The organism is candidate division KSB1 bacterium (assembly GCA_034506395.1).
GTDB lineage: Bacteria > Zhuqueibacterota > Zhuqueibacteria > Thermofontimicrobiales > Thermofontimicrobiaceae > Thermofontimicrobium.
This window is the reverse complement of record JAPDPQ010000002.1, coordinates 120,390-132,907: the sequence shown is the minus strand read 5'-3', so window position 1 is coordinate 132,907 and position 12,518 is coordinate 120,390. Positions and strand designations below refer to the sequence as shown.

11 protein-coding genes are annotated in these 12,518 nt (G+C 47.5%); 9 read left to right on the top strand and 2 right to left on the bottom strand.

Annotated elements, in window-relative coordinates:
- Positions 1-96: 96 nt before the first annotated feature.
- Positions 97-531 carry an archease gene (locus ONB37_01935; protein MDZ7398902.1) on the bottom strand — a complete coding sequence of 145 codons (435 nt, stop codon included), beginning with the start codon at positions 529-531 and terminating at the stop codon, positions 97-99.
- Between the two features lie 452 nt (positions 532-983).
- Here ONB37_01935 and ONB37_01930 point away from each other — a divergent pair, with 452 nt between their 5' ends.
- The 4 genes from ONB37_01930 to ONB37_01915 are packed head-to-tail and all read left to right on the top strand — an operon-like array spanning position 984 to position 3,298.
- Positions 984-2,054 carry a sugar phosphate nucleotidyltransferase gene (locus tag ONB37_01930; GenBank protein MDZ7398901.1) on the top strand — a complete coding sequence of 357 codons (1,071 nt, stop codon included), beginning with the start codon at positions 984-986 and terminating at the stop codon, positions 2,052-2,054.
- An 11-nt stretch (positions 2,055-2,065) separates the two neighbouring features.
- Positions 2,066-2,320 (top strand): hypothetical protein, encoded by a 255-nt coding sequence (locus tag ONB37_01925; protein ID MDZ7398900.1) that lies wholly within the window; start codon positions 2,066-2,068, stop codon positions 2,318-2,320.
- Complete coding sequence (locus tag ONB37_01920; GenBank protein ID MDZ7398899.1) at positions 2,304-2,954, top strand: PTS sugar transporter subunit IIA; 651 nt, start codon at positions 2,304-2,306, stop codon at positions 2,952-2,954. Before ONB37_01925 ends, ONB37_01920 begins: the two co-directional genes overlap by 17 nt.
- Before the next feature lie 5 nt (positions 2,955-2,959).
- Positions 2,960-3,298 carry a C4-type zinc ribbon domain-containing protein gene (locus ONB37_01915; GenBank protein ID MDZ7398898.1) on the top strand — a complete coding sequence of 113 codons (339 nt, stop codon included), beginning with the start codon at positions 2,960-2,962 and terminating at the stop codon, positions 3,296-3,298.
- On the opposite strand, the gene ONB37_01910 is transcribed toward ONB37_01915, so the two are convergent.
- Positions 3,293-3,427, bottom strand: coding sequence for a hypothetical protein (locus tag ONB37_01910; protein ID MDZ7398897.1), 135 nt, complete (start codon positions 3,425-3,427; stop codon positions 3,293-3,295). The two genes, ONB37_01915 and ONB37_01910, sit on opposite strands and share 6 nt — an antisense overlap.
- Before the next feature lie 57 nt (positions 3,428-3,484).
- Here ONB37_01910 and ONB37_01905 point away from each other — a divergent pair, with 57 nt between their 5' ends.
- The 5 genes from ONB37_01905 (at position 3,485) to ONB37_01885 (ending at position 12,502) form a co-directional block, all read left to right on the top strand.
- Positions 3,485-5,263 carry an N-acetylmuramoyl-L-alanine amidase gene (locus tag ONB37_01905; GenBank protein ID MDZ7398896.1) on the top strand — a complete coding sequence of 593 codons (1,779 nt, stop codon included), beginning with the start codon at positions 3,485-3,487 and terminating at the stop codon, positions 5,261-5,263.
- A 14-nt stretch (positions 5,264-5,277) separates the two neighbouring features.
- Entirely contained in the window at positions 5,278-5,859 is a 582-nt protein-coding gene (locus ONB37_01900; protein MDZ7398895.1) for a class I SAM-dependent methyltransferase, read from the top strand.
- On the top strand, positions 5,856-6,677 hold the full coding sequence (locus ONB37_01895; GenBank protein ID MDZ7398894.1) for an amidohydrolase family protein: 822 nt from the start codon (positions 5,856-5,858) through the stop codon (positions 6,675-6,677). Before ONB37_01900 ends, ONB37_01895 begins: the two co-directional genes overlap by 4 nt.
- Positions 6,678-6,886: 209 nt before the next feature.
- Positions 6,887-9,799 carry a S8 family serine peptidase gene (locus tag ONB37_01890; protein ID MDZ7398893.1) on the top strand — a complete coding sequence of 971 codons (2,913 nt, stop codon included), beginning with the start codon at positions 6,887-6,889 and terminating at the stop codon, positions 9,797-9,799.
- A 285-nt stretch (positions 9,800-10,084) separates the two neighbouring features.
- Positions 10,085-12,502: a penicillin acylase family protein gene (locus ONB37_01885; protein MDZ7398892.1), complete on the top strand. Its 2,418-nt coding sequence runs from the start codon at positions 10,085-10,087 to the stop codon at positions 12,500-12,502.
- Positions 12,503-12,518: the final 16 nt, after the last annotated feature.

The window sequence follows — 12,518 nt, the reverse complement described above, 5'->3', positions numbered from 1 at the left end:
AAAAAATTATGCTTATTTCGCCCCATTTGTCGGCTGGCATCTGGATGCTTTCGGAATCATCGCAAAATTTTGATTGTGCAAAAGTCTCATTTTCTTTTAAATATCAAACACGACATTAGTTTCCCAGTGGTCGCCGACTTTTTGAATCATCAGATCATGAAAAGTGACAGCCTTGACCTCGGCCCGCAATGGATGCTTATGCGAATTAAACTTTTCACCGATTGCCATGCCATGTAGTTCAGTATCTTTAAACCGGTCAATCTCAAAACGATTGAATACTTTTCCTTCGGTCACAAACAGATAATTCAATTCCGACAGCCAATTGACCAAAAGTTCTTCCCGATCGATCCCGGAAACGATTATCTCATCAGAGAGTTGAGCATCGATCCGATTCGCTTCTGTAATCGTATCGAATAGCGCATAAGCAGCATTGACGAATAAATCCGGCAATGATTTGCCGAAAATTTTTAACCGAATATCCCCGGTATGATCAAGAGAAATATATCTTTGATCGGATGGTGAGCTATTCATATCCTCCTCGTATAGAAATATGCCACTAAATTCCTCGGATACTATCAGCGACCAACGTCAACCAATGATATAATTGCATCTCAGTTGCGGAAAGTTTAAAGAGATGCAAAACTAAAGATAAATAATTTTGGCTAAAATTGCAATATTTATCATGCCAATAATGAAAAATGTTATAGTGGGTTTAGATGCAATTTGGTCTAAGATGCCTTGGGATGTCCTGATCGCGAGCAATACATTTTTCTTAACAAACCACTTGATTTTTAAAATTAGATTCGTTATCTTTTGCCAATTCAACGAAATGATTCTGGTCAAAATCAAATAGTTTTGAATCCTTTGAGGCGAGGCGGCGAGCATCGATCGAGCAGTTTATGCAATGGATGAGGGATGTGGGTATATGCTATGGTGGGTTTTTCTTAAATTAGACGAATGAATTCCATTGTGGAGGATCGATTATGTATGCGGTGATCATGGCTGGGGGGATAGGGACCAGATTTTGGCCGCGAAGCCGAACCCGGCGCCCAAAGCAATTATTGAAGATATTAGACGACAGAACCATGATCCAGGCAACCGTTGCCCGACTCAGCGGGCTCGTCGCCCAGGATCAGATATACGTGGTGACGACAGAGCCCCAATTAGAGGAGATTCGAGAGCAGCTTCCATTTTTAAAACCTGAGAATTTGATCATCGAACCAAAGGGGAAGAATACGGCGCCGTGCATTGGCCTGAGTGCTGTCATATTAAGGCATCGCGATCCCGATGCAGTTATGGCGGTGCTTCCAGCCGATCATCGAATTAACAACGAACCGCTGTTTCGGAAAGTCTTAGCTGCGGCTGAGCAGGTCGCTGCCACAGAACATCGTCTGGTGACCATCGGCATCAATCCCACTTATCCAGCCACGGGCTACGGGTATATTCAGATCAATAGCCAGGCAGATGAAATCGACGGGATCAAGGTCTTCAAAGTTAAGACTTTTGCGGAGAAACCCGATGCGCTCACTGCCAATCGATTTTTGGCGAGCGGTGACTTTTTATGGAATAGCGGAATATTCATTTGGTCAGTGAACGCCATTTTAAAAGAAATTGAAGAAGCCCTTCCAGAACTTTACGATGGATTGATGGAAATTGAAAAATATTTGGGAACAAAGTTGCAAGATGAGGTGATTAAGAGAGTATATTGTACGATCAAAAGTATTTCCATCGATTATGGCGTCATGGAGCATTCGGCCAGCGTATTTGTCCTCAAAGGCGAATTCGATTGGAACGATGTAGGAAGCTGGGAGGAAATTTATAAAATTTCAAATCACGATGAAAATGGCAATGTGATCATTGGTAACCATTTAATACGGGACACGCGGGGATGTCTCATAGATTCGCCGCGACGAATGATTGCGACTTTGGGGCTTGAAAATCTCATCATTATCGATACTGACGACGCATTATTGATCTGCCGTCGCGATATGGCCCAACAGGTCAAAGACCTGGTGGATGCAATGAAACGAAAAAACTTGGAACAATATTTATAGAATTGGACGCGATGAAACCGCATCATATCTTGCAGGGGCTGGAGAACCTCATTCAAAGTCTTTCAATTGATCTCCGCTATGAAAAAGGTGATTTTGCGGGTGGCCTTTGTCGTCTCCCCGATAAATCCGTCTTCATCATCAATCCCAAATTGCCTGTCGAAACCAAGATCAAATTGATCGCATCAGAATTGCGATTGCTGGAATTAAATCACATTTATATTCGTCCAGCACTCCGGCAGGTGATTTACGATGAATTCGAGGTTTGACTGGCCGGCTGATGTCACCCATCTTTTGACTGAGCGGTCTATTAATGAATCAAATGCAAGCGACGCCTATTGTTTACCCTGCGGATTTATGATGGGCGATGTGAAATCTATCGCTATTGAAAACCACTGTTCTATTGGTGAACAACATCATTTTGGTCGAAGGGAAAAAGTTATGGAGAATGATGATTTATTGTTATATTTTGATGAGCAACTTTTTCTTCCTGATCTCAAGGCAAGGACCAAAGACGAACTATTAAAGGAATTGGTTGATCAATTCGTCAAGGTCAAATATCTTAAGAATAGTGAAATCGTTTTGGAAATGCTGAGGCAGCGCGAGCACCTCGGGAGCACTGGAATCGGCAAAGGAGTGGCCATTCCGCATGGCCGAACCACCTCAGCCCCAGACATCATGATTGCTTTTGGCAAGTCAAAGCAAGGTATCGAGTATGATGCGATCGATGGGAAGCCAGTGCAACTGGTGTTTATGATCATCGCGCCGCCCCAGGATGAAAATAATATGTATCTTCCAATTTTAGGGAAAATGGTGGAGATTTTGAGCAAGGCCAAAAATCGAAGCCGCTTGCTCGAGGCAGAAACGTTTGAGGAATTTACCGAAATCATCTCGAAGGGATAAGCGTCTTGCAGAAAAAAAACGAATTGGACATGCTGGTAGCACTCCAAGATCTCGATATGATGATCGAGGAAGTGTCTGAAGTGAAGCGTCTGGGGTTTAGTGCGGAGCGGGAAGATGAGCTGAAAAATGCGAGGGAAGAGTTGGCGGCGAAGATCAGTAAGCCGTTGTTGTACAGCTACGAGAAACTCAAAAAACGCTATAAGCGTGCCATCGTCCCAGTGAAAGAGGATAACACTTGCTTGGGATGTTTCATCAAGCTGCCGACATCGTTGTCAGCCATTGGTCGCACAGACACTTCAGTGATCTATTGTGAAGGCTGCGGGAGAATCCTCTACTGGCTATAAAAATTCATTGTAGCCATCAAGGTGCTGAATGCATGCCAATGTCCGATGCGCTTCAGTGCCAGTGGCAAAGCACGCCCCAATGAGCACTACCAGCTTATTCACCCCAATATCGATCGCTGCGGGGCTCATCTGTTTATGCTGCTGTTGAGGCGCATAGTGAGCGCCGATTTCGTGAATGAGTTTATTATGCTAACTATCCGAAAATTGTTGTGCGTTGCTTTTTTCATTTGGACCAATCTGTTATCTGCTCAATCGCCCAACGAACAAAAGCTGCTCCACGTTCGCTTTCCTATTGATGGGGATACAGTAACCTACACCAAAATCCGAATTGCAGGCAGTACACTGCCCGCTGCCAGGGTAACAATTAATGGTCAAGCCACGCGAGTTTATCCGTCTGGTGCTTTTGTCGGTCGTGTGGATCTCAAACCTTTGGACAATGAGATCACGATTATTGCCAGCGATAGCAGCAACGAGGAGCGTGCCGTATTGCATATCTATCGCACGCCGCCGCTCCCTGTAAGCCCTGAGCGTCCTACCCAACTGGATCCACGCGTTGCATGGCCAGAAGAGGACATTGTTCTGGTGTCAGGCGATCTATTGGAAGTGAGAATCAAAGGAAGCCCGGGTGGGAAAGCTTGGTTTTCGATCCCGGGGTTGTGCAAGAATATTGCGATGACAGAATTGCCGCCAGACGACGCGCAAGGGATGCGCGGCATTTATGCCGGGGCAATCCGGCTTCACACCAAAAAAAGTTTTAGCCCACGGCCTGTTAAATTTGAATTGAGAGGGATCGATGGTAAAAAAGCCCAAGCTCTATCCAAGGGTCTGGTCAGCGTTGTCTCGGATGCGATCCCGATCGTTGGTGAAACCAAAAATACGACGCATCTGAAAACGGCGCCATCGGGCTGGGGAGTGATGTCCATACTTCCGCCTGGGGTGCGGCTTCATCTCATCGGCCAGCGGGGTACCCATTTCAAAGTCCATTTGACCGAATCCGATTACGCGTATGTGGCGAGCAGCGATGTCACGTTACTGCCGCAAGGCACCCCAGTCCCCAAAACGACCATCAGCCTGCCGTCTATCGGATTTGATGGAGATTGGATTCAACTTAGCATGAACGTCCAAACGAACTGCCCTTACCAAATTCAACAGAGTATCGATCCCCCGCTTTTGGAGCTGATAGTCTATGGCGCACATCTCACCTCTCAATGGATCACTTATCCATCGCGAGACACCACAATTAAACTGATCCGCTGGCAACAGCCCAGCGCTGATGTGTTCAAGCTGATCGTGGAGCTGAACCAGCCGCAGCAGTGGGGGCACAGAGTGCGATTTGGGGACGGCAAGATGATCCTGGAGATCCGTCGTACGCCAAAGATCGCTGCACCGCCGAAGAGTCCAGTGGCAGGGCTTATTTTCACCCTCGATGCTGGACATGGGGGCAAAGAATTTGGCGCGGTTGGAGCAACAGGTTTAATGGAGAAAGACGTCAACTTAGCTTACACCAAAAAATTGGCTGCACTTTTGGATTCGGCCGGGGCAAAAGTGGTATTGACGCGCCAAACCGATACCACGCTGAGTCTTGCGGAGCGCATCAATATCGCCCGACGGGCCAACACCCATATTTTCTGCTGGCTCCATAATAATTCTATCGGGGCCAGCTCAGATCCACTGGCAGTTCGAGGCACGAGCACCTATTTCACTATTCCACAAAATTGCGAGCTCGCTCGGGCGATCTATCCTTATCTGCTCGAGTTGGGATTGACGCCGTTCGGATTTATCCAGTCTGATTATTATGTAACTCGGCAGACCGATATGCTCATCGTCTTAGTTGAGGGGGCCTTCATGTCCCATCCAGAGGACGAAATGCTGCTGATGGACGATCGATTCTTAGATCGATTAGCCAGAGCAGTGTTCCGCGGACTCGAAGAGTTTTGTCGGAAACAAAATCCGATCTACCAATAAACCAAGGCGTAAGTATGGATCATAAACCGATCGCCGCTGGGGGAAGTAGCTTTGACAAAATCGATTCAGTTCGGTTTTTTAATGCCATAAAATTGCGTCCAGGTATGGTATTTTTGGATGTTGCCTGCGGCTATGGGTATTATGCTCTGGCGGCATTCGATTATGTCGGTAGTCAAGGCCGAGTTTATGCTGTTGATCTTTGGCAAGAAGGCCTCATCGAATTGGCCTCACAAATCAAGCACCGAAAGATCGCCACCGTGCTCCCAGTGCTGGCTAATGCGACCCAATGCATCCCATTGAAAACCTCTTGTGCTGATATCTGCTTATTAGCAACCGTGCTCCACGACTTCGTTGCGGAAAAGACCGATGACAGAGTATTAAAAGAAATCGAACGAATATTAAAGCAGGGAGGTCGGTTTGCTGTGATCGAATTCGAAAAAGTTGAAAGCCATCCCGGTCCTCCGCTTTCGATCCGATTAGCGCCCAATACTGTTACAGAGATCGTATCTCGTTACGGTTTTCAATGGCAAATGACCGAGCCAATCGGCCTAGTTCATTATCTCTCCATTTTCATCAATACGAAAGCTGACCGATGATCATCGACGGACATGCCCATTCCAGCGGCGAATTTTTTCGGGCTGAAAATCTCGTTGAAACATTGGATCGCGCGCATGCTGCGAAGGTCGTTCTGTGTCCTGGGCTGCCAAGCAATGAGCGAAAACAGAATTCACCGCGTTTGGCGCATTGGTTCCCCCGCTCGGATCTGATGTTTCCCATTAACCGAATCATTCGACTGTTGACATATCCAACCATCCGACGCCACCTGGCTCCCGATAATCAATACGTATATGAACTGACCCAACACTGCCCAGAGCGGGTTATCCAATGCTACTGGCTCAATCCAAAAATTCCAAACGCATTGTCCGAACTGGTCCAATGCTATCGGGACTGGCATTTCAAAATGATCAAATTGCACCAACCATCGGATTATTTTCAATTGGACGATCCGCTATTCGCTGAGGTGGTTCGTTTTGCCATTGAGCATAGGCTTCCAATTTTTCTGCATCTTTACAGTAGAAGGGATGTGATCGAATGTATTGGTTTAGCTGGCAAATTTCCGGAGGCGAATTTCATCATCGCCCATCTCATCGGGCTTGAAATTTTCGCGCGCCATGCCCATCTATTACCGAATCTCTATTTCGATATTTCCCCTACGCCGCTGATTTCAGATCATCGGATTTTAGCAACGATCTCCACTTTTGGTGCTGATCATGTCTTGTTGGGCTCTGATACGCCCTTTGGAAGAGAGAATTTGATTAGAAATATTGAACGCGTTCAGCGACTCCCAATATCAGATCCACACAAAGCGTTGATTTTAGGAGAGAATTTGCAGCGGCTGCTCTGCATACTATAGCCATTTCATCGATCAAAACAACAGGGTTATATCAAATCCAAATAATTCGGCACTTCATTTTCTTCAGCCATTGGATCGGAATTGCCCTTGTTGATTGCAATTTTCTTCAGCCGTAATGCTGTAAGTTTTTGTTCAAAAATGCAACCTCAGCTCGCCAGTGGTGTTTAAAGGATAAAAGATATAGACGATCGTCTCTGGGAGAAGACTTCATGGGCAACCATCGTAATCGTCAATTTGCAATCATCTTTTTAGCGATCCTTTTGATTTCAGGCCTGGACAGCAAGCTGATGCTCGCACAGGGCAGATCGGAGAACAAATGGAGCTTTCTTTCGACAACAGCTATCGGCGCTCAGCAGTTCCTCCAAATGTACCCCAAATATGATGGCCGAGGGGTTGTTATTTTCATTCTCGACAGCGGTGTGGACATGAGCGTGGCTGGTCTGCTCAAAACCTCCACTGGTCAGGTGAAAGTGATTGACGCACGGGACTTCTCGGGTCAGGGGGATGTTCTGCTCTCCGTCGGGCTGATCAAATCTGAAGGTCGAGAACAGTTCATCGAGCATCCAGATGGCTTCCGGCTCTATAACCATCATCTCCTCCACCATCAGCCTGCCGATAGCGAGTATTTCATCGGTCATTTTGATGAACAACATCTCAAAAATTCCGATGTGCCAGACATCAACAATAACGGTCGGCAGGACGACCAATTCGGTGTGCTTGCATTTCCCATAGCGGCAGCGGATAGCAGCTATTGGATCGCTTACGTCGATACCGATGGCGATGGACATATCGATGATGAACAGCCGCTGCGTGATTATCGGGTGAACTATGATACATTTCATTTTCGGGGTGGCGACCCCAAGTTCGATCGCCGACCGATGACCATAGCGTTAAACATTCATCCGTTTGACAAAGTCTCTCTTCATTTTGATGATAGTGGCCATGGGACACACGTGGCTGGCATAGCTGCCGGGTTTGAGCTTTATGATCAACCAGGTTTCAATGGCATTGCACCTGGCGCTCAGATTATCAGCCTCAAAATTGGCAGCGGCAACTATGAAGGGAGTTGTACCGTAACTGGCAGCATGCGGAATGCGCTCAACTTTGTTGAAGATTTTGCCAGACGAACCCACAAGCCAGTGGTGGTCAATCTGAGCTATGGTATCGGTTCTATTCGTGAAGGCCAGAGCGATATCGATCACATCGTTTCCAATATTCTTTCCAATAATCAAAATATTTTTATGGCTGTCAGCAATGGAAATGAAGGTCCAGGCATATCGACGATTGGGAGTCCAGCGGCAGCTGGTCTGGCGTTTTCCGTGGGGGCAATGCTCCCTGTGGATGTGGCGCGGGATTGCTACGGGGCAAAAATAGGTAACGATAAAATATTTTACTTCAGCAGCCGCGGTGGTGAGCTCGGTAAGCCCGATGCGTTGGCCCCAGGAGCAGCGGCTGCCACGGTCCCCAGATTTACTGATCAAAGCTTGATGCGAGGTACGAGCATGGCTGCCCCTCAGGTGGCTGGTGCGGCGGCGCTGTTGTGGAGCGCTTGCCAGCAAAATGCTCCTGCACTTATCATCAACAATCTGCTATTGCACCGAGCATTGAAATTCACCGCTCAGCCTCTGGCTGGATATAATTATCTGGACCAAGGCAATGGCGTAATCAATGTGCCAGCCGCCTTTCAATTTTTAAAAGATTATTCCAGCCATTCGCGCCGCGTTGCTATTTTCGATTATCAAATCACCACTGAATCCCCAGGCCAACCGGACGATGTTGCCTCAGCGGCTTACTGGCGCACGGGCAGCTATTATCCAGCTGATGCTGAAGCTCAAACCTTCACCATTCGCCCGATTTTCCCCGATTCCCTGACCGCGGATGAACGCGCCAATTTTTATCGGGCCTACGACCTCCAAGCATCTCATCCCTGGCTCTCACCTCGACAAAAATCGATTTACATTCAGGGAGAATCACCAGCTAGGGTGATGGTGGATTATCAAACAGATTTGTTGAAAAGCCCGGGGCTTTACGTCGGCAAGATCTTAGCCTACCGTAAGATCCCAGGAAAGCCACGTTATATACCCGCTGCTCGGGAATTCGAACTGATGACAACCATTGTCATCCCTTATCAATTTGACCATAGCAATCAATATCAGCAGAACTTCCTCAGCCGACGTCTCAGCCCAGGAGATGTCGATCGCTATTTTTTCCTTGTGCCACCTGGTGCTACCACATGCCAAATCACGCTTGCGCCGACCAGCAATCGCTATTGTGAGGTGTCCGGTTTCATCTTCACACCAGCCGGGATCAATTATGCTTCGACACCAAAGGTAACCAGTAGAGGAGAGAACCAGGAGCTGGTTACAATTCCCGGGGAACTATTGCAGCCAGGCATCTGGGAGATCGATGTCTATGCCGATCTGCTGAATCTCAGGACATCCGATTACGATCTTTCCATTCGTTTCGGAAGTTTCAAGATCGAGCCGCTGCCGATTTCAGATATTCGCTATCCATCTGGGAGCGCACCAAGCGCTGCTTTGACGGTAATGAATCAGTTTAGCATCCCATTCTATGGCTTTGGTCGCGGTAAATTGCAAGGCTTCCAGCGCAAAGTTCATCATCAGATCCGTGACGACGATATATTTAGCTATGATTTCACCGTTGAATCGTCCGTAGAACGGGTGGAGTTCGAGCTGGATGTGGATGACGAATCGTTTCTAAAATTTACTGATCTTGCTGTAAGTGTTTATGATGCCTCAGGTGCCGCTGTTTATCAAGACGCATTCACTACCGATCGGCTCACGGTAGTGCTGGATCAGGTCGCAACCGGCCGCTATACGCTTGAACTGGCCGCAGCCTTCGCATACTCCAGTTATAATAGCGATTGGGGTTTTAACATGACCGAAAAATTTTACATTCGAGACCCGATCAATATCAAAATTTATCACGATACGGATCGAATATTTAAGTTGTACCCATTCGTCAGCAATCGTTTAGAGCTTACTTTATCTAACAGCCCAAGAATTCCTCCTGATGGTTATCGGATCTTTGGGACTATCGAGTTCATCGAGCGCGATCATTTACAGCGAGTTTTTACTGTGCCAGTGGAACTGACTCGCTGATCAAAAGCTGAAATCCATAGGCGGCCAAGCAGATCAATCTGAAGTGCTTGCACAGGAAGGTCAGAATAAAAGAACGATGGAAAATCACCATCGTCGTTCAGATGTGCAAAAATTCTTGGACAGTTGAGAGCTAAATTGCTACGCGTGAGCAATCACGCTGCAAAATGAAAATTGCTTGTGCATAATATAGAAATTCTTTCTTTTTCCTGCAAGGATTGCAAATGATCATTTCTAAAAATAATGTTGAACAATAGGCTTCAATACTAACTTGATGCTGGAGGTGCCGTGCCAAGGTTTTTAAAAATTACGATCGGTATTTTGGGGATTCTGATCTTTATGGCTGTTGCGATCATTATTTTGGGAGTGCGGATCGTCAAACGATCGATGCCGCAGACAACAGGGACCATCACGCTGCAAGGGCTTCAATCCCCCGTAAAAATTTATCGCGACCATTTTGGTGTACCTCATATCTTTGCACAGAACGATGCCGATCTCTATTTTGCCATGGGATATGTAACCGCACAAGATCGCCTTTGGCAGATGGAGTTGAATCGACGACTGGCGACTGGGACATTGTCCGAAATATTCGGGCCAACGACACTTGCCTTTGATCAGCGCATCCGAACCATCGGCATTCCTCGCATCGCCGAGGCATTGACCCAGCATATATCATCGAAATCACGTCACATTCTTGAAGCATATGCGGATGGGGTCAATGCGTATATCAGTCAGAACAGCGGCAAGCTGCCAATTGAGTTCAGCCTGCTTCAATATGCGACCCAGCCAGCGCCTTGGAAGATCGAGCATAGCTTAGCCTATCAACGGTTAATCGCCTGGGTTTTGGAACTGGCCTGGGAAGTCGATCCAGTGATGGCGGCTATCGCATATCGTGTCGACCCAGTCAAATTCAAAGAGATCCTGCCAGATTATGCCGTCGATGCGCCAGCAATCGTCAAGAATATCGATCATTTGTTTCCAGCCATCAAGCCGCAACGGTTGCGCTTCAGCGCTAGTACCATCGGATTGCCCTTTTGCCCGATGCCAGGTTTGGGCAGCAATAGCTGGGTATTGGCAGGGCAACGAACCCGGTCGGGCAAACCGCTGTTGGCCAACGACCCTCACCTGATGCACCAGGCTCCATCCATCTGGTATGAAGTCCATCTTAAAGCGCCAGGTATTGATTGCTATGGGGTTTCGTTCCCTGGGGTTCCGGGCATTGTCATCGGGCATAATGCGTCCATTGCTTGGGGTTTGACCAATGCGATGGCCGACGGTTGTGATTTCTTTGAGGAAAAATTGAATCCAGCGAACCCCACCCAATACTGGTCTGGCAACGCTTGGATCGAGATGAAGGTCACTCGCGAAATGATCGCCATTAAGGATCAGCCTGCCGATAGTTTTCTAATCTATTCGACACAGCACGGCCCGATCATTTCTGCCCTACACCCAGCCATTGCAAAGCTGGGTACAGCAATTTCGATGAAATGGACGGGGCAAATGCCCAGTGATGAGGTGATGGCTTTTTATCATATCAATCGCGCACATAATTGGGATGAGTTTTCGACTGGATTGAAACTTTTTACCGCTCCGGCGCAGAATTTCATTTATGCGGACACTTCGGGTAATATTGGCTACTATTGCGCTGGCTATATTCCGCTTCGGCAGAGTGGAAGCGGGGTGATCCCGCAACCAGCTTGGACCGGGAAGGGCGAATGGTTGGGCGCTATCCCATTCGATAAATTGCCGCACCTATTCAATCCAGCCGATGGTGTGATTGTGACAGCAAATAACAAAGTGGTCCCGGATGATTATCCCTATTACATCAGCAGCTATTGGGAGCCTCCTTATCGTGCCCAGCGAATTGCCCAATTGTTGGCAGCCAAAGATCGCTTGTCTCCCGAGGATCTTAAACGGATTCAATCGGATCAATTTTCTTTGCACGCTCAATTCCTGATGCCACTGATCCGAAATGAGTTGCCCAAGGTCACAAAAAACGATCCATTCGACCAATATGCCATCCAGGCGCTGCAAGATTGGGATCTGAATTCGGATCCGTCCTCCTCGGCCGCCGCGATCTTCGAAGTTTTTCTCACCCGATTTTTCAGAAATATCTTTGCCGACGAACTGGGCGACACCCTCTATCACGAACTCGCACAATTCCCGGGATTGCTCATTCGCATGACCGATCACCTCATCACCAAGTCCAGTTCCAATTGGTTCGATAACGTAAATACTGGATCCGTGAAAGAGACGCTTCAGGACATAGTCCAAATTTCTTTAGCCGAAGCTTTCGGCTATATGAAGATCACCGCTGGAGGTATTGTCGATCATTGGCGCTGGGGAAATCTTCACACCATTACCTTCCAACATGCTCTGGGCAAGCGTTCCCCTTTGGATCGCTGGCTTAATATCGGTCCTTTCCCGATCGGAGGGGCGTACAATTCTGTCAATAATGCGACCTACTCCATTAGCCAACCTGATTTTCGAGTCCTCGCTGGTCCGTCGATGCGGCAGATCGTCGATTTGGCCGACCGGCGTCGTTCGTTAATAGTGATCCCAACAGGTCAATCGGGTCATCCGCTCAGCCCGCATTATAAAGATCAAACCCAATTATGGTTGAACCATAACTATCACCTCGCTATTACGGATAGTGCCGAAATCGGCTCGTCTGATTTCGATTTGTTGGTCCTCAAACCCTATTAGCCGAATACTCAGGAGG

Bases quoted from the DNA above. Each gene is read 5' to 3' on its own strand.
- ONB37_01935 (MDZ7398902.1), bottom strand. From the start codon at position 531: ATGAATAGCTCACCATCCGATCAAAGATATATTTCTCTTGATCATACC.
- ONB37_01930 (MDZ7398901.1), top strand. From the start codon at position 984: ATGTATGCGGTGATCATGGCTGGGGGGATAGGGACCAGATTTTGGCCG.
- ONB37_01925 (MDZ7398900.1), top strand. From the start codon at position 2,066: ATGAAACCGCATCATATCTTGCAGGGGCTGGAGAACCTCATTCAAAGT.
- ONB37_01920 (MDZ7398899.1), top strand. From the start codon at position 2,304: ATGAATTCGAGGTTTGACTGGCCGGCTGATGTCACCCATCTTTTGACT.
- ONB37_01910 (MDZ7398897.1), bottom strand. From the start codon at position 3,427: ATGAGCCCCGCAGCGATCGATATTGGGGTGAATAAGCTGGTAGTGCTC.
- ONB37_01905 (MDZ7398896.1), top strand. From the start codon at position 3,485: ATGCTAACTATCCGAAAATTGTTGTGCGTTGCTTTTTTCATTTGGACC.
- ONB37_01900 (MDZ7398895.1), top strand. From the start codon at position 5,278: ATGGATCATAAACCGATCGCCGCTGGGGGAAGTAGCTTTGACAAAATC.
- ONB37_01895 (MDZ7398894.1), top strand. From the start codon at position 5,856: ATGATCATCGACGGACATGCCCATTCCAGCGGCGAATTTTTTCGGGCT.
- ONB37_01890 (MDZ7398893.1), top strand. From the start codon at position 6,887: ATGGGCAACCATCGTAATCGTCAATTTGCAATCATCTTTTTAGCGATC.